Consider the following 17,339-nt stretch of genomic DNA (forward strand, 5'->3'; position numbering starts at 1 on the left):
GCGTAACCTGAGTACAGCCGCAGTGCTGGCTTCCCTGATCGTGCCGGCCAGCGTGATGGCCAAGGACAAAATTGTCATTGGCGAGCAGAACTGGACGGGGGCCATCGCCATTCAACACATTCTGGGAGAGGTGATCAAAACCCGTCTGGACGGTGATGTGTCGTATCTGGCCGGGGACGTGCCGGTGCTGTTCAGTGCGGCGGCCAAGGGCGACGGTTCTGTGGATGTGCTGACTGACATCTGGCTGCCCAATCAGTCGGCAGCGTGGGCCAGGTACGTCACCGGCGGCACCCGCTCACTGGTACCCAATGCTCACCCTTATGCCGGCGAACAAGGCTTCTACATTCCCGGTTATCTGCAAGACAAGTACGGCGTCAAATCGATCTACGACCTGAAAAAACCGGAAGTGGCCAAGCTCTTCGAGCCAGTGGGCGGCGGCAAGGCCGAACTGCTGGTGGGGCCGGCGGGCTGGGAGTCGACGTATATCGGCCAGATCAAGGCCAAGGATTACGGCTTCGCCGATAAATTCGAATCCGTGTCGACGGAAGCCTCGGTGACCTACGCCAAACTGGCCTCGGCTTACAAGGCGCAACGCGGCGTGGTGTTCTACGCCTACACCCCTGACTGGATTTTCTCGGCCTATGATCTGCGTCGCCTGGAAGAACCCGCGTTCGATGGCTACGCCCAGGACAACAAAAAAGAAGATCCTCTCTACAAGGCGGATGGCTGCTGGAAATTCGTCAGCCCGACCGTCGATCCCGACTGGCTGAACAAGAGCCACATCACCTGCGCCTTCCCGGATGCCAAGGTGTACGTCCTGGCTTCCACCGCACTGCAAAAGCGCGCGCCGAAAGTTGCCGAGTTTCTGCACAATTTCGCCATCGACCCGGCACAGTTGAACGGTTTGATCCAGAAGATCGAAAAGGAGAAACAGCCAGCAGACGTCGCCGCCAAGGCTTGGGTTCAGGCCAACCCTTCTACTGTTGACCAGTGGTTTGTATCGCAGGCGCCGCAAGTGAGTTCAGCCCAATGACCAGAGCGAACGTACGTGTACTCGATGGTGGCATGGGACGCGAGTTGAAGCGAATCGGCGCGCCGTTCCGTCAACCGGAATGGTCGGCCCTCGCGCTGATCGAAGCGCCCGAGTATGTGCTGCAGGCGCATCAGGCGTTCGTGACAGCGGGCGCTCGGATCATCACCACCAACAGCTATGCGGTGGTGCCTTTTCATATTGGCGACGAGCGATTTGCCGAGCAGGGAAGAGCGCTGGCTGAGCGCGCCGGACGGCTGGCGCGGCAGGCCGCCGACGAAAGTACCGATGCGGTCACCGTGGCCGGGTCGTTGCCGCCGGCGTTGGGGTCGTACCGGCCGGATCTGTTCGATCATCAGCGTTCAGTAGCGATCCACCGCGAACTCATTGCCGGATTGCGAACGCACGTCGATGTGTGGCTGGCCGAAACGCAAAGCTCCATTGCTGAAGTGCGGGCGGTGGTCGAAGCCCTCGGAACGGATCCCGCGCCACTCTGGGTGTCATTCACGCTGTTGGATGAAGAGGGTCGGGAACCGCGATTACGCTCAAACGAGGCCGTTGCCGATGCGGTTCGCGTGGCGGCTGAGCTGGGGGCCAAGGCGGTGCTCTTCAATTGCAGCCAGCCGGAAGTGATGGTCGCGGCCTTGATTGAGGCACGCGCTGTGATTGAAAACCTGGATCATCCTGTCGAACTGGGGGTTTATGCCAATGCTTTCCCCCCTGTCAGTGCCAAAGCCGAGGCCAATAGCGATTTGTTGGACATTCGGCGCGATCTGGGCCCCGAGTCCTACCTGGACTGGTCGAAGTCATGGGTTGCCGCAGGGGCCAGCATTGTCGGCGGATGCTGTGGGATCGGCCCGGAGCATATCGCCCAGTTGCATTTGCACCTGCAATATCTAAAGGGGGAGGAGGCCGCGCATGAGTGATGTTCCAGGCGACGTTCTGCCAGAGCAGGCGACATTGGGTGCCGGCTGTTTCTGGGGGGCGGAAGCCTCATTCCGGGCATTGCCGGGTGTGCTCGACACACGCGTCGGGTTTGCGCGGTCAGACCTGGGCGACGCCACCCTGATCGAAGTCGTGCAAGTCGACTTCGATTCGAACACTTCTGGACACTGCACGATCCCACGTCAGTCGACCGACAGGGTGCGGACGTCGGGGCGAAATACCGTTCCGCGCAGTTCTTCAACAGTGCCGAGCAGGCCCGACTGGCGCTTGTCGCCAGGCAGCAGCTGGATGCCAGTGGCCAGTTGGGCAAGCCAGTGGCTACGGTGATCCTGCCACTGGGTGAATTTCAAAAGGCGGATGAAGAACATCAGCGCTACCTTGAAAAACACGGTGGCAGCGCCTGTTCCATTTGATGCATATGCAACGCCTTTGACGTCCTGGATCGCTCGCAGGTGCGCCGCAGCCGTGTTGCACGCACGGTGCCTGAGTTCAAGTTGGACGTAGATGAATGGAATGATTAAGGGCAACGGCGCGGCGTTACCAGCTTGCACCAGCAGCGGTACACGCTGACCTGAAGAGAAACGGCACTGAATCAGCTTCATTGTCAGTCACCTCATTCAAGGACTTGTCATGAACACGAAGGACATGGTCCATTGTGAGAGTGAACGCCAGAAGCGGGTTTGTCGAATCAGCGCCTTAGGCAGCTCATGAACATCTACGACATGATCTGTCATTTAACATAATATACATTACACGTAACAAAATATTACGCGACCAGCCCGGTTGCACACACGATTTCAATCTGCAGCAACGCCCCAAGGCTATGGATGCCTGATGATCTCGCTATTCAAATGTACGGCTCTCAATCCTCGTCACGCGTCAGCTTTTCAATCAGCGCTCGGTGTTGTGGATATTGGGCCATAAGTTTCTGTCGATTTCCCATTTCCATGTCCGCGAAATCAAACCCTGGTGAGACGGCTTCGCTGATCAAACCAAAGCCATTCGAGCCGTTCAGCAGTCTGGAGGCTTTCCAGATTCCGCCCGGTACGTGCAGTTGCAAATGATGTCCTGCCAGAACATCGCTGCCCATCACCAACGTCTGCAACGAACCGTCAGCATGAATCAGGCTGTACTCGATGGCGTCGCCCAGATGGAAAAAATGCAGGATGTCCGACTGGTTGAAATGAAACTGGCCGACCGGTGAGTCTTCGGTCAACAGGTAATAAATGGACGTCATCAAATAACGTGGACCGCTCCGGGTTTCGAGCATGTCTAGATGATCTGCCTGAAATTTCCTGCGGAAATAGCCGCCCTCGACGTGAGCTTCCAGGTCCAGGACGGAAATCACGTCTTTGGCGTTCATTTGATGACCTTCTCCATTGACTGAGCACAGTTTTTTGCTTAGCTCAACTAAAGACTCATTTAGTGTAGTTAACCTACAATTACGACATATTCGAAGACGTTCGCTACACTTACACTCTTTGCCTTACCACGCTGCAATATGCGAATCCGCCCTCGGCTCAGTCCCGCCACAAAGCACACCACTGACCGGATCACGAAGAATGATCTGCCCTCGTCCATAATCGGTCAGATCACAGGCGATCTGCACCTCATGCCCACGTCGCGCCAGGGCATTGGCCAAATCCCTCGAAGCCCCCTGCTCAATCCCCACCTTCATCCCTCCCAGCCATTGCCAGCGTGGAGCGTCCAGCGCCGACTGCGGATTCAATCCGAAATCCACCAGGTTCATGACCATCTGCACATGCCCCTGAGGTTGCATGTATCCGCCCATCACGCCAAACGGCCCAAGTGCCTTACCGTCCTTGGTCAGAAACCCCGGAATAATCGTATGAAACGTCTTCTTGCCCGGAGCCAGACAGTTGGAGTGTTGCGGATCAAGACTGAATTCCTGCCCCCTGTTCTGCAGCGCAATGCCGCTGTCAGGCAGCACCACACCCGAGCCAAACCCGTGGTAATTGCTCTGGATAAACGAAACCATGTTGCCCTGTCCATCGGCCGTCGCCAGATACACGGTGCCGCTGGCATGCGGATCGCCAGGCCGGGGTGGCTGAGCTTTATCGCCGATCTGCCCACGACGCCGGGCGCTGTAGTCATCACTCAACAGATCGGCCACCGCCACGCGCATGTGCAGTGGATCGGTGATGTAGTGCAAACCATCGCTGTAGGCCAGTTTCATCGCCTCCAACTGATGATGCCAGGTCTGCTGGCTGTCACGATGATCAAACTCAAAACCCTCGAGAATCTTCAGCGCCATCAACGCGACCAGACCCTGGCCGCTCGGTGGGATTTCCCAGACATCCACACCACGATAATTGACGTGGATCGGCTCCACCCACTGCGCGCGATAATGCGCCAGATCCTCGGCTCGCAAATACCCGCCAGTCGCCCTTGAATGAGCATCCAACTGTTGGGCGAGCGCGCCGCGATACAAGCTTTCACAGCGGCTCTGCGCCAACGCTTCAAGCGTCCGCGCTTGCGCTGGATTGCGAAACAGCTCCCCTGCCCTCGGTGCGCGGCCATCAATCAGGAAAGTATCGAACCAGGCGTCCAGCACCTCGTCGCGATGAGGGCTGAACTCATCCAAAGCAACCTGCCACTGATGGGCAACCACTGGCGACAACGGAAAACCATCCCGCGCAAGGCTGATCGCCGGTTGCAGCAAATCAGCAAACGGCAATACTCCAAAGCGTTGAGAAAGCTCGGCCCAGGCCGACGGGCAGCCAGGCACCGTCACCGGCGTCCAGCCATACAGCGGCATTTGTTCATGGCCATCGGCCCTGACTGCTTCGATACTCAAAGCAGCCGGTGCATGGCCGTTGGCATTGAGTCCATGTAGCTGATCCTTGAACCAGACCAGAGCAAAAGCGTCCCCGCCAATCCCGCACCCTGTTGGCTCGACCACGGTCAGCGCGGCAGCCGTGGCGATGGCAGCATCGATCGCATTGCCGCCTTTTTGCATCATCTCGATGCCGGCCTGAGCGGCCAGAGGCTGAGACGCCGCCACCATGCCACGACGGGCAAACACGCATTGACGTTGCGACGGATACGGATACTCATGAGCAGAAAATTTCAGCATGGCAAAAGCTCTTCAAAGCAAGTTTTCGAAGTTTTTCAGGGTGTCGGGGGCAATCAAGTCGGACCCGTTGTCGACTTTCACCACCTCGTCGGCAGCCTGAATCATGGGCACCACGGCAGCGCAGCACAGGGCTGCAAACATGCTTGATAAACGCATCGTCAATATCCTTGTGAATCTCACAGCACGCGACTGAGAAAGGCTTGGGTACGGGGGTGGGTGGGGTGACTGAAGATCTGTTCTGGCGGTCCCTGCTCGATCAGTTCACCTTGATCGAGCACCACCACACGGTCGGCGACTTCACGGGCAAAGCCCATTTCATGGGTGACCACCACCATCGTCATGCCCTCCTCGGCCAGTTCTTTCATCACTTGCAGGACCTCGCCAACCGTTTCCGGGTCAAGGGCGCTGGTGGGCTCGTCGAACAGCATGGCCTGGGGTTTCATGGCCAGGGCCCGGGCAATTGCCACCCGTTGCTGTTGGCCACCGGAAAGCATCGACGGATAATGGTCGGCCTTCTCCGCCAGCCCGACACGCTTGAGCAGCGCCCTCGCCTGTTTCTCCGCCGCTTTGCGCGGCACACCCAGCACTTGAATCGGTGCTTCGATGATATTTTCCAGCGCGGTCATGTGCGGAAAAAGATTGAAGCGCTGGAACACCATGCCGATGTCCCGCCGCTGACGGGCGATGTTGCGCTCCGAGTCCCGCACCAGACTGCCATCGGCCTTCGTGCGATAGCCCATGGACTGCCCGTTGACCCGGATCTGTCCCGACTGAATGTCTTCCAGCAAATTGATGCAGCGGATAAACGTGGTTTTGCCCGACCCCGATGCGCCGATCAGCACCACCACTTCACCGCGTCGCACTTGCAGGGAAATCCCTTTGAGAATCTCGAGGTCGCCGAACGACTTGTGAATGTTCAGCGCTTCGATGATCAGCTCGTCACTCTGGTGCGCCATGATTAACGTCCCCTCAGCAATTTCAGCGTGCTGCGGCCGAACATCCGGCTGGATGCCGGCGGCGGCGACGAAGGTCGATCCGACTGGCCGAAACGGGTCTCCAGCCAGCGCTGAAAAAAGCCCCACAGCGTCGTGAGCAACAGGAAATAGATCGCCACCACGAGGTACAACTCGAACACCCGAAAGGTCGCCGAGGTGACCATTTGCGTGCTGAGCAACAACTCCTGCACGCCGATCACGCTGACCAGGGTCGTATTTTTGAGCATCACGTTGAACTCGTTGCCCAGTGGCGGAACGATGACCCGAAACGCCTGCGGCAAGACGATACGACGCATCAGCTTGGCGAAGGTCATGCCCAGGGAACGCCCGGCCTCGTACTGTCCCTTGTCGACGGCGCCGATACCGGCACGGATGATCTCGGCCATGTACGCACCTTCGTTGAGGCCCAACGCAATGATCGCGGCCTGGATATTGCCAGGGATCATCAGCCCGAACAGTTCAATGTCTTCGAAGCGGAAAATCCCGCCCGCCGCCAGTGCCGTGTAAAGAAAGACGATCTGCACCAGCAATGGCGTCCCGCGCATCAGCCACACATAAAAGCGCACCGGCAGATGCAGCAAAGGATTCTTCGACAATCGCAGCAACGCCGCGGCCAACCCCAGAACACAACCCAGCAACATGGCCAGCACACTGATCAGGCAAGTCAGCCAGAGCCCGGTAAGGTAGACCCCGCTGGGCTGCAACAGGTACTGCCAGAACACATCCCAATTGAAGTTCATCAACGCCTACCTCAATCAAGCGTGTCGCTGGAGACATGCCATTTACTCAGGAGCTGGTTGTAGCTGCCATCGCTGCGCATGTCGGCGATCACCTGCTGGACCGCAGCACTCAATTGCGGATCATCCTTTCGAATACCCAGGCCGGTGAGGATCCGACTGAAGGCCGGAACGCCTTCCTCAAACAGGTCCGGGGCCATGGCGGCGTAATAACCGGCGGTTTCCACCGTGGTGCCATAAGCGTCGACCTGACTGATCCGCAAGGCCTGGAATGCATCGGTGTCGGTGTTGTAGACCACCAGTTTCATCGGCGGCTTGCCGGCCCTGGCCAGGCTTTCATTCTCGGTATCGAGCAAGGTCTTGATGGTCGACCCGTTGAGTACCGCGATCTTGTGCCCGCTCAGATCGGCCAGGGTCTTGAGCCCCTTCGGATTGCCCTTGGGCACCACCACCGCCTGACTGGAGTACATGTAGTTGACGATGTCGATCACCTCGCGGCGCTCGGGCTTGTCGAACAACTGGTCGACGATCATGTCGCACTGCTTGGCCAGCAAGGCCGGCAGCAATCCGGAAAACGGAATCACCCGCCACTCGACCTTCTTGTCCCCCAGACGTTTGGCGACCTCCAGGCCCAGATCGACGGTCAGGCCCTTTGGCTTTTGCGCTTCATCGAAGGAAACAAGGGGCGGCGAATCCATGCCCGAGCAATAGGTCAGTTTGTCGACCTTGAGCAAACGCTCCGGTACGGCAGGAGCGGCAACCGCCCACTGCGTACAGAGCCCCAGAGAAATTGCAGCCAACAACAGCCGAGACGTATGCATGACCAGACACTCCAGTTCGGTTAGTAACGGGGCAGTTCTCAAAGTCACAACATTGGCGGGTTCGTTGCCCGCTCTGTGGTTATCGTTCCGATTGCAGAAACTTGATCAACTCAGGCACCGTGCCTTCGATGTGTTCGCGCACCACCGCTTCTGCCTTGGCGGCATCACCGGCGCGTATCGCATCGAGGATCACCACGTGTTCCTGGCGTGCACTCAACGGCTTTTCCACGTGCTGCAGCCAAAGGCGCATCGGGGCTTCGATCAGCGCATAGAGCGCACTGATCTGCTTCACCAGCCGAGGCCGTCCACTGAGACTGCACAGATACTCATGGAACTTGCGGTGACGGCTGACCCAAGCCGCACTCTCGTCGCGGTAGTCATCCATTTCATCGAGCAGTCGTTCCAGCGCCAGCAACTGACGCTCATTGATCTTCGGCACCGCCACCCGGATCGCCAGCCCCTCCAGGGCGCTGCGCATCTCGAAGACTTCGTGCATTTGCTCGACATCCAGACCGCTGACAATCGCACCGCGATTGGGCCGCAGCGTCACCAGCCCCTGAGCATCCAGACGTCGAAAGGCTTCGCGCACGGGCATCCGGCTCATGCCGATTTCAGTGGCGATGTCCTCGGCGATCAGCCGGTCACCTTTGCGGTAACGACCGCCGCAGATGCCTTCCAGAAGAAAGTTGTAGGCCTCCTCCTCGGCGGTCATCGGTTGGCGCTGGTCGAAGGCGGGAGCGAATTGCATGGCGGCACCTTTTGTCTTTTTGTATCCAATAATCCACGGATACACAAAAGCAGAATGCGTGCCAAAACCTGAAGCAATGCACCAAGCGTTTGATTTGAATGAATTAAGGAAAAAAGATGCCGTGCACAACCAGCAGATTTGCCGGCACGAAGATCGGGATTTGCTACCTGATGGCTCACTGCGAGACCGGAAAAGGTGCAGAACGGTAGCCCAGTAACACCTATTGAAAACAGCTGCCGCCGACAACCCTCCATCCGGATCTTTCTTTCAATGTGAACTTGCTAGTTTAAAGACCAACTAACCAAGTAAATCACTCAACTATCAAGAACGCTTATAGCCAGTCGCAATAACTTAAATAACAAAATAATGCCACATCGCCACCATCTAAGTAGCTTGCTAACAAACCCGGTTGAAAAAAATTACTCATCCGACTGTTTAATCAGCATTTAAATCACTTCAACAAAAGCGCTCATCATGTTGAAAACGCTATGTAAATACACGAACGAAATCCCGCACCTTGCGACACTCTCACGCCTACTAAACACTTTCTGAAAAACACCACGTCCCAGTCGACTTGCAAAACCACAACAACCGTCTAGGTTCATGAATATCCTCACTGGCACGATCCACCGAATAATAAGAACAGCCTTCCCGGCGGGAGCATTCATTCTTCTGAAACAAGTAAGACGCTGCTTTAGTTGCTGAACGGAACTCAGTCATCACAATCAAGAGGGATGCTTGATGAAGCACAGCCGTTGGTATCGTGCGCTCTCGAAAAATGCATCGGCCGGACATTTCTGGCTGTCACTGTTTTGCTTTGCAGCACTGGTGATTGCCAGCTTCCTGTTATTCGAACGGCAGATCCAGGACTTCCTCAATCATCTCGACCTGTACCTGCCGACTTCCCCCACCCAGCAACTCAACCTGGCGCTCTTGCTGATCGCCCTGTTGGCGCTGGACGTTGTATTGCCCGTGCCTTCAAGTGTGGTCGCGCTACTGGCCGTGGCCACGCTCGGCAGCGTCGGCGGTTATCTGGTGATCTTCATTGGCCTGTGTCTGGGCGCCGGATTGGGTTACGCATTGGGTGCCGGTTATTTCCGGATGCTGTCCAGTCGCCTTGGATTGCATCAGCGCAAGCCTGGGCAAATGGCCTATCGACTGGGCACGCTGTCATTGATCTGCCTGCGCGGCGTGCCGGTATTGGCGGAAACCTCGGTGGTGGCCGCCGGCATGCAGCGTTATCCGCTGCGGGCATTTCTGCTGGTCACTACCCTGGCCAACGCCGGGCTGGCACTGGCTTACAGCGCCATCGGTACATTCCTCGTCGAAGAGAACGCGCTGCTGGTGACGATTCTCGCCAGCATGGTGTTGCCGGGGCTGTTCATCGCTGGCTACAGCCTCTTCAAAACCTTGCGCAAACACGACGTCGGGCAAGTGCTGCATGGGCGTTTCGAGGTCAGTTACGACTACCCGGTGGTGTTCACCGAGCACCTCTTCGATTCTTCCAACCCCTGCCTGCATCAACAACTCACCGCCCGGCAAAACGGTCGGGTGACGGTGATGGTGTTCGCCGATGAGCAACTACTGAAAAGCGCGCCGCACCTGCTGGATCAGATCGATGGCTACTTTACCGCCCATGCAGCGGACCTGCATTTGCAGGCACCGCCGATTGCCGTTCCGGCCGGTGAACTGAGCAAGGATTCACAGGTGCTGCAGCAGCTCTACGCCGACATGCTGAAACACGGGCTGGACCGGCATTGTTACGCACTGGCCCTTGGCGGTGGCGCGGTGCTGGATTCCGTGGGCTACGCCTGCGCCACCTTCCATCGCGGCATCCGCCTGATCCGTGTCCCAAGCACGGTGCTGGCCCAGAACGACGCCGGCATCGGAGTGAAAAACGGCATCAACGCCTTCGGCCAGAAAAACCTGCTCGGCGCCTTCTACCCCGCCACGGCCGTGATCAATGACTTCCAGTTGCTGACCAGCCTGACCCGCCGCGACCAGATCGCCGGGCTCGCCGAAGCGGTGAAAGTTGCGCTGATCAAGGACCGGACATTCTTCGAATGGATGGAGCAACAGGCCGACGCCCTCGCCCGTTTCGATCATCCGGCCAGTCGCTATGCAATTCGCCGCTGCGCCGAACTGCACCTGGCGCACATCACCGGCGCCGGCGATCCCTTCGAGCGCGGCAACGGACGGCCGCTGGATTACGGGCACTGGGCCGCACACAAACTGGAGAATCTCAGTCACCACCGGTTGCGCCATGGCGAAGCCGTTGCGGTGGGCATAGCCCTCGACGGGCTCTACGCCAATGCCCTCGGGCTGTTGAGCGATATCAACTGTGAACGGGTGATGAGCCTGTTGACCCGGCTCGGTTTCAACCTGTGCCCACCGGAACTGACCCTCAAAGATGCACAAGGTCGCCCGCTTGTATTGCTCGGACTGGAGGAGTTCCGCCAACACCTCGGCGGACAACTCTCGATACCGATGCTCAGCGGAATCGGCCAGTCGGTGGACCTGCATGAAATCGACGACGCACGGATGGAACGGGCGCTGCAGAAGCTGTCCGTGCGCAGCACGCCGGTGCCCGACCTGAGCGAGGGCTTCGCAAAATGAGTCAGACTCCGCAAAACCTCAAGACCTGGCTGACCCTCGGCCGAGTCTCCAACCTGCCCACGGTGTGGACCAACACTCTGGCCGCCGCCCTGCTGGCCAGCAGCGCCGGTGCACTGGCGCCGCCCTCGTGGCTGGTGTGGATTCTCCTGCTGTTCACCCTGTCGCTGCTGTATCTGGCCGGCATGTTGCTGAACGATCTGCTGGATGCCGACTGGGATCAGCAACACCACAATCCTCGGCCCATCACTTTGGGTCTGGTCAGCCGCCAGCAAGTGCGCCTCGCCACTGTGTTGTTGCTGACACTGGCAGCAGCCTCGGTACTGGGCCTGAGCCAACTGATCGATCAGCCGCATTGGCTGTTGGCCAGCGTCACGCTGTTGGTGGGCTGCATCATTGGCTACAACGTGCTGCACAAAAAGTACGCCCACAGCGTGTGGTTGATGGGCGCCTGTCGCTCGGCGCTGTACCTCACGGCGGCGGCCAGTCTGGCGGTGCCGCCGGAGCCGATCTGGCTCTGCGCGATGTTGCTGGGCGTCTATATCAGCGGGCTGACTTACCTGGCGCGCAATGAGCACAACAACCTGTTGCTCAGTCGCTTGCCCCTGCTCTTGATGTTGAGCCCGCTGGCCCTGGCGATCTACGCCGGCAACCTGTGGTTCTGGCCGGTGCTGCTGCTCTGGCTCGGCTGGCTGGGCTGGCATTACCGGCAGCACCTTGCCAACCCGCAGCATCGAAAGGTCCGCGCCTTTATCGGTGCCGGCCTCGCGGCGCTGCCACTGTTCGATGCGTTGGTGATGGCCGTGGCCAATCAACCATTGGGCAGCCTGCTGTGTGTTCTGGTGTTTTTCCTGCTCCCACACTTCCAACGCTGGATCAAACCGACATGAACATGGACGTCACTGCGCCGCCGATGGCGGCCCTCGGCATGCGCCAGGATTGCCTTGCCGAACACCATCAGACCCTGACCTGGCAACTCGACGACACCGAATTGCACTGGTGGCGTCAGGCACAGGAACAATTGGCCCGGCAACCGGACGCCAATACTGCATCGCTCCTGAGCGGCCAGTGCAAGCGTCACCTGCGAGACCGAGCACTGCCGGACAGCCACTGGAGCCTGATCCAGCTGGCGCGCGCCTTATTGCTGGCACAGGTCCTTGAACAGTCCTCCAAGGACGGACAATTGTCCTTGCTGCGCCAGCTTTTTCTGTGGGGCGACGATCAGGAGAAGATCGCCGTCCTCAAAGCCTTCGACTGGCTCGACAGCCACGGGGTGTGCGTCGAACTGGCGTTGCAGGCCGGGCGCACCAGCAACAGCCAAGTGTTTGCCGCCCTCGCCCTCGATACGCCCTACCCGTTACGTCACTACCCGGAACGGGCCTTCCACCAACTGGTGCTGAAGGCGCTGGGCATGGGGCTGGATGTGCGACGCCTGACCGGTCTGAGCCAGCGACACAGCCTCACCCTCAATCAACTGGCCCTCGACCTGCTGGAAGAACAACTCGCGGCTGACCGAGCGGTGTCCGTCGGGTTGCCCCTGGCGATTGCCTTCGACCGGCTCACCCCGGCGCAGCGTCAGCGACTGGTCGAGCTGAACAAACAGCAACGTTTGCCGCCGGAATGGCGCAGCCACCTGAACTGATACCCAACGTCTCTTTTCCCTTGACGAGGATTCACCATGCCCAAGTACTTCGACCCGCACATTCACATGGTCAGCCGCACCACCGACGACTACCAGAACATGGCCGCCGCCGGAATCACCGGGGTGATCGAGCCGGCCTTCTGGCAGGGCCAGGCCCGGACCAGTGTCGGCAGTTTCATTGATTACTTCGACACCCTGCTGGGCTGGGAGCGCTTTCGCGCCAGCATGTTCGGCATCCATCACTTCTGCACCATCGGCCTCAATCCCAAAGAGGCCAATGACTTGTCGGTGGCCAATGAAGTGCTGGAGATCTTGCCGCGCTATCTGGTGAAGGACGGCGTCGTCGCGGTCGGCGAAATCGGCTACGACGACATCACGCCCGAGGAAGATCGCTTTCTCGCCGCGCAACTGGAACTGGCCAGACAGTTCAATCTGCCGGTGCTGGTGCACACGCCGCACCGCGACAAGATTGGCGGCACCAAGCGCACACTGGCGGTGATTCGTGAAGTGGGGATCAATGAACATCTGGTGATCATCGACCACCTCAACGAACTGACGTTGCCGCTGGTACTGGACAGCGACTGCTGGCGCGGTCACTCGATCTATCCCAACACCAAGATGTCGGAACAGCGCATGGTGGCCCTGCTCCAGGAGTACGGCACCGAGAAAATGGTGGTCAACAGCGCCGCCGACTGGGGCATCAGCGACCCGCTCAAAGTGCCGAAAACCGGTCAGGCGATGTTGGCGGCGGGCTTCAGCGAGGCTCAGGTTGAACAGGTGCTGTTCCACAATCCGGTGGATTTTTTCGCCCAGAGCGGTCAACTGGACAAAACCCTGATCAGCACCCCGCTGCCCATCGATCAGCGCCGGCAATGGCAGGACAACTCTGCCCTGCGCGGGCAGGAGCCGGTGATCAAATGAGTGCCGGCATGGGTTGGGCTGCCGCGCAGGTCGGGTATTGCAGCAACGTGCACCCGACCCATGACCTGGCCAGGCTGAAGGCCTCCATCGAACAGCACTTTCAGGGTGTGCGCACACAACGCGGGCTGAAAGAACAAGACAGCGGACTGTGGATCAGCGCCCTCGCCGCCACCGGGTTACAGCAGAAATCCGCACGTACGGAGTTCCTCGGCCTGCTGCAACGCAGTGGATTGCGACTGACCTCGCTAAACGGTTTCCCCTACGGGCAGTTTCATGAGGGTGCGGTGAAAGCCGCCGTGTACCTGCCCAGTTGGGCCGAGCCGAAGCGCCTGGCGTACAGCCTCGAACTGGCGCAGATCCTTGCGCAGGCGTTGCCGGCGGACTGTCATCAAGGGGTGATTTCCACCGTGCCGCTGGGGTACGCCGCCACCTGGAGCCCGACGCTGCAACAACGTGCGGAGTTTCAACTGCGCGAACTCACGACGTCACTGGCCAGACTGCATCGGGAGACCGGCAAGAAAATTCTGTTCTGCCTGGAGATGGAACCTGACTGCGTGCTGGAAAACACCGATCAGGCCATCGCCTTCTTCCGCCGCTGGCAAACCACGGATCCGCACCACGATTATCTGGCGCTGTGTTTTGACGTCTGCCACCAGGCCGTGATGTTCGAAGACTGTTATCGCTCGCTGGTCAGACTGCGTCAGGCTCGGGTGCCGATCGGCAAGATCCAGCTGTCCAATGCCTTGGTCTGTCGCCTGCCCTCCCCGGACGACCGCCGCCGCGAACAAGTCCTCAAGACCTTGAGCGACTTTTGCGAAACCACCTACCTGCATCAAGTGAAGGCGCGCGACGCACAGGACCGCCTGGTGGCCTGGGCCGATCTGCCCGCCGCTCTCGACGATTGCGCGAAGCACCCGGATCGCTATGCCGAGTTACGTATTCATTTCCATATCCCGCTGTTCAGCGAACAGCTGGTGTTGCCCGAGCTGAGTGGCAGTCAGATAGCGCTGGCGCAGACCTTCGACTATCTCGCTGACCATCGGGAGTTTCGCCCTGTGCTGGAGGTGGAAACCTACAGCTGGGGCGTCCTCCCCGCCCAATTGCGCCCGACGACCGAACACGCCCAACTGCAGGGCATCGCTGCGGAACTGAAATGGGTCGAGGAGCAGTTGCGCCAACGGCAACTGCTGCAACCACAAGCGCAGGAGACTTACGCCGATGCCCTCTGAACGACCACGCCAACCGCTGCTGCTGATCAACGTGGTCGGGCTGACGCCAGCATTGCTGGGAGACGCGACCCCGAACATCAATGCCCTGCTGAAAAACGCCAAAATGGCCAGCCTGCAACCGGTGTTCCCGGCCGTCACGTCGTCGGTGCAGGCCTCGATTCTCACCGGGCGGCCGCCGTCCGAACACGGCATCGTCGGCAACGGCTGGTACTTTCGCGATCAGGCCGAAGTGCGGTTCTGGCTGCAGCCCAATGCATTGATTCAGGGCGAAAAGGTCTGGGAAACGCTCAAGCGCGAGATCCCCGGGTTTCGCTGCAGCCAGTTGTTCTGGTGGTACAACATGTACGCCGACGTGGACGCCGCCATCACCCCGCGTCCTCACTACCCCGCCGATGGTCGCAAGCTGTTCGGTCTGTACTCGTCACCGGCTTCGTTGCACGACACCATCGAACGGCAAATCGGCGAGTTTCCCTTTCCGGCTTTCTGGGGGCCGGTGGCGGGTATTGCGTCGAGCCGCTGGATCGTCGATTGCGCGATTGCCGAATTCCAGCTCGACCGGCCCGATCTGCAATTGATCTACCTGCCGCACCTCGACTACAGCCTTCAGCGCGTGGGGCCCGAGCATCCGTCGATTGCCGATGAGGTGCGGGCTATCGACCATGAGGTCGGCCGGCTGCTGACCTTCGCCGAGGCGCAAGGCGCCGCGGTGATGCTGTTGTCCGAATACGGCATCGAAGCGGTCAACCAATCGGTGTCCATCAACCGCCTGCTGCGCTCGGAAGGTTTGCTGGAAGTACGCCAGTCGCTGACCTGGGAATTGCTCGACCCCGGCGCCAGTGCAGCCTTTGCCGTGGCCGATCATCAGATCGCCCATGTCTATGTGAAAAACGCCCGGGACATTCCCCGCGTCAAAGCGTTGCTGCAGTGCCAGCCTGGTATCGAGCAGGTGCTGGACAAGGCCGGGCAACGAGCCTTTGCGCTGGATCACCCGCACAGCGGCGAGCTGGTGGCCGTGGCCGCAGCGGGTTACTGGTTCGATTACTACTACTGGTTCGACGATCGCAAGGCCCCGGACTTTGCCCGCACCGTGGACATCCACCGTAAGCCGGGCTACGACCCGCTGGAGCTGTTCATCGACCCGGCCATTCGCTTCCCGAAATTGAGAGTCGCGCGCCGTCTGCTGCAGAAAAAACTCGGCTTTCGCTACTACATGGACCTGATCCCGCTGGACACCGGACTGGTCCGTGGCAGTCACGGACGCCTGCCCGAGCGCGAGGAAACCGGCCCGCTGCTCATCACCAATTGCGATCTGCCGTTGCCGCAAACCCTGGCGGCTACGGCGGTGAAACAACTGCTCCTTCAGCATTTTCTGGGGCACCTCTACCACCACTCGGCCAATGCCAAGGAGCTTCCATGCGGCGAGCCATTTCTATAACCGTTCTCAGTGCACTGGCCGGTTTGGCTCAGGCACAGGACACCAACAGTTTCGATTGCAATCAGTTTCTGAAATTTGGAACCGACATTGCCAAGACCCGGGCGGCGTTCGAGCAGAGTCCCGAAACCATGGCCTGGAACTGGTTTGTCTGTCTGAACCAGTCCAGCCCCACCCAGGCCAGTAACCGGGTGTGGGAAACCATGAAGCCTTCGGACCAGGTCTACCTGCCCGATGGCGCTGCGCCTAGCGCCTACGCCAGTCCCGTGCCGCCTCCGACCGAGGTGATAACACAGGCCCGAACGCTGGGGATGGACCTGAACCGGACCTTCCACAACATCAATGCCACGCAACAGGTCGATGGCCTGGCGCTGCACATGGGCGGCGCAGTGCCTGCCTCTCAGCGAGGCAACCCGGTGCGCTTTCAACTGTTGATGGGTGAAGACACCTTCGACTACATCGTGGCGCGTCAGGTCTACAACATGAACGGTCAGGCCGCGCTGGCGGACAACCTGAACTTCCCGGCCACCGCGTGGGAGTTGAAGGCGGCGTGGCTGTGGATCGGCTCGGACACGACCTATCGGCAAACCCTGGCCAACGACGGTTACTACATTGGCCAGGCTTATTACCGTCAGGACGACGGCAGCTATCAGGTCGGCTATGCGGCGTTGAGCGGGCTGCATGTGGTCAACAAGCTGGACGCCAACTGGGTCTGGACCACCTTCGAAAACGTCAACAACAGCAAATACACGGTGACCAACGACCCCACACCGAAACCGATGACCAACACCACCGGGCCGACCCCGGCCGCGAAACCGGTGAACGTCAGTTTCCAGGCCAACAACCCGACGCTGTCGAAATACGAGCTGATCGGGGTCGAGTTCCAGCCCATCACTCAGGTACTGGCCAACTCGCAGCTGGAATCGGCATTCCAGAACACTTCGTCCTGCCTGGCCTGCCATGGCACTGCGGCCTATTCGAACGACAAGGGCTATTTCGATTTCGCCATCAAAAAGGATGGCGGCATCGTCTACCCGACAACCCCGCTGCCGCCGTCCGCTTTCGACGGCTACAAAAAACTGGACTTTGTCTGGTCGCTGAAGCGCGCCCAGTGGCAACGCTAAGGAGC

At 59.3% G+C, this 17,339-nt stretch carries 16 protein-coding genes and 1 pseudogene; 10 read left to right on the forward strand and 7 right to left on the reverse strand.

Annotated elements, in window-relative coordinates; genetic code table 11:
• Positions 1 to 55 precede the first annotated feature (55 nt).
• The 3 genes and pseudogenes from ACSPX5_RS09610 (at position 56) to ACSPX5_RS09620 (ending at position 2,388) form a co-directional block, all read left to right on the forward strand.
• Positions 56 to 1,033, forward strand: a complete 978-nt coding sequence (locus ACSPX5_RS09610) for an ABC transporter substrate-binding protein (protein WP_439822021.1) — start codon at positions 56 to 58, stop codon at positions 1,031 to 1,033.
• Positions 1,030 to 1,956: a homocysteine S-methyltransferase family protein gene (locus ACSPX5_RS09615; RefSeq protein ID WP_439821559.1), complete on the forward strand. Its 927-nt coding sequence runs from the start codon at positions 1,030 to 1,032 to the stop codon at positions 1,954 to 1,956. The genes ACSPX5_RS09610 and ACSPX5_RS09615 overlap by 4 nt, the downstream gene beginning before the upstream one ends.
• A pseudogene (locus ACSPX5_RS09620) lies at positions 1,949 to 2,388 on the forward strand (peptide-methionine (S)-S-oxide reductase MsrA). The gene ACSPX5_RS09615 and the pseudogene ACSPX5_RS09620 overlap by 8 nt, the downstream one beginning before the upstream one ends.
• 449 nt (positions 2,389 to 2,837) lie before the next feature.
• On the opposite strand, the gene ACSPX5_RS09625 reads toward ACSPX5_RS09620, so the two are convergent.
• The 7 genes from ACSPX5_RS09625 to ACSPX5_RS09655 form a co-directional block, all read right to left on the reverse strand.
• On the reverse strand, positions 2,838 to 3,338 hold the full coding sequence (locus ACSPX5_RS09625) for a cupin domain-containing protein (protein ID WP_439821560.1): 501 nt from the start codon (positions 3,336 to 3,338) through the stop codon (positions 2,838 to 2,840).
• Positions 3,339 to 3,461: 123 nt separating this feature from the next.
• Positions 3,462 to 5,072 carry a gamma-glutamyltransferase family protein gene (locus ACSPX5_RS09630; RefSeq protein WP_439821561.1) on the reverse strand — a complete coding sequence of 537 codons (1,611 nt, stop codon included), beginning with the start codon at positions 5,070 to 5,072 and terminating at the stop codon, positions 3,462 to 3,464.
• A 12-nt stretch (positions 5,073 to 5,084) separates the two neighbouring features.
• Positions 5,085 to 5,228: a hypothetical protein gene (locus ACSPX5_RS09635; protein ID WP_439821562.1), complete on the reverse strand. Its 144-nt coding sequence runs from the start codon at positions 5,226 to 5,228 to the stop codon at positions 5,085 to 5,087.
• Between the two features lie 20 nt (positions 5,229 to 5,248).
• Positions 5,249 to 6,028, reverse strand: coding sequence for an amino acid ABC transporter ATP-binding protein (locus tag ACSPX5_RS09640; protein WP_169430443.1), 780 nt, complete (start codon positions 6,026 to 6,028; stop codon positions 5,249 to 5,251).
• Positions 6,029 to 6,030: 2 nt separating this feature from the next.
• Positions 6,031 to 6,807 (reverse strand): amino acid ABC transporter permease, encoded by a 777-nt coding sequence (locus ACSPX5_RS09645; protein WP_085730925.1) that lies wholly within the window; start codon positions 6,805 to 6,807, stop codon positions 6,031 to 6,033.
• Between the two features lie 11 nt (positions 6,808 to 6,818).
• On the reverse strand, positions 6,819 to 7,625 hold the full coding sequence (locus ACSPX5_RS09650) for an ABC transporter substrate-binding protein (protein ID WP_439821563.1): 807 nt from the start codon (positions 7,623 to 7,625) through the stop codon (positions 6,819 to 6,821).
• 79 nt (positions 7,626 to 7,704) lie between these two features.
• Positions 7,705 to 8,373, reverse strand: a complete 669-nt coding sequence (locus ACSPX5_RS09655; RefSeq protein WP_169430446.1) for a GntR family transcriptional regulator — start codon at positions 8,371 to 8,373, stop codon at positions 7,705 to 7,707.
• A gap of 741 nt (positions 8,374 to 9,114) precedes the next feature.
• Here ACSPX5_RS09655 and ACSPX5_RS09660 point away from each other — a divergent pair.
• Genes ACSPX5_RS09660 through ACSPX5_RS09690 form a run of 7 tightly spaced genes read left to right on the forward strand, consistent with a single transcriptional unit; the run spans position 9,115 to position 17,334 of the window.
• Complete coding sequence (locus tag ACSPX5_RS09660) at positions 9,115 to 10,989, forward strand: 3-dehydroquinate synthase (protein ID WP_439821564.1); 1,875 nt, start codon at positions 9,115 to 9,117, stop codon at positions 10,987 to 10,989.
• Positions 10,986 to 11,876, forward strand: coding sequence for a UbiA family prenyltransferase (locus ACSPX5_RS09665; protein ID WP_169430448.1), 891 nt, complete (start codon positions 10,986 to 10,988; stop codon positions 11,874 to 11,876). Before ACSPX5_RS09660 ends, ACSPX5_RS09665 begins: the two co-directional genes overlap by 4 nt.
• Positions 11,873 to 12,628 (forward strand): EboA domain-containing protein, encoded by a 756-nt coding sequence (locus ACSPX5_RS09670; protein WP_439821565.1) that lies wholly within the window; start codon positions 11,873 to 11,875, stop codon positions 12,626 to 12,628. Before ACSPX5_RS09665 ends, ACSPX5_RS09670 begins: the two co-directional genes overlap by 4 nt.
• 36 nt (positions 12,629 to 12,664) lie before the next feature.
• Positions 12,665 to 13,549 (forward strand): TatD family hydrolase, encoded by an 885-nt coding sequence (locus ACSPX5_RS09675; RefSeq protein WP_323160468.1) that lies wholly within the window; start codon positions 12,665 to 12,667, stop codon positions 13,547 to 13,549.
• Positions 13,546 to 14,778, forward strand: a complete 1,233-nt coding sequence (gene eboE / locus ACSPX5_RS09680) for a metabolite traffic protein EboE (RefSeq protein ID WP_439821566.1) — start codon at positions 13,546 to 13,548, stop codon at positions 14,776 to 14,778. Before ACSPX5_RS09675 ends, eboE begins: the two co-directional genes overlap by 4 nt.
• A complete protein-coding gene (locus ACSPX5_RS09685) occupies positions 14,768 to 16,213 on the forward strand; it encodes an alkaline phosphatase family protein (RefSeq protein WP_439821567.1) in 1,446 nt (481 codons plus the stop codon). Before eboE ends, ACSPX5_RS09685 begins: the two co-directional genes overlap by 11 nt.
• Complete coding sequence (locus ACSPX5_RS09690) at positions 16,192 to 17,334, forward strand: hypothetical protein (protein ID WP_439821568.1); 1,143 nt, start codon at positions 16,192 to 16,194, stop codon at positions 17,332 to 17,334. Before ACSPX5_RS09685 ends, ACSPX5_RS09690 begins: the two co-directional genes overlap by 22 nt.
• Positions 17,335 to 17,339 lie beyond the last annotated feature (5 nt).

Source organism: Pseudomonas sp. HLG18, assembly GCF_051903985.1.
GTDB classification, from domain to species: Bacteria; Pseudomonadota; Gammaproteobacteria; order Pseudomonadales; family Pseudomonadaceae; genus Aquipseudomonas; species Aquipseudomonas fluorescens_BT.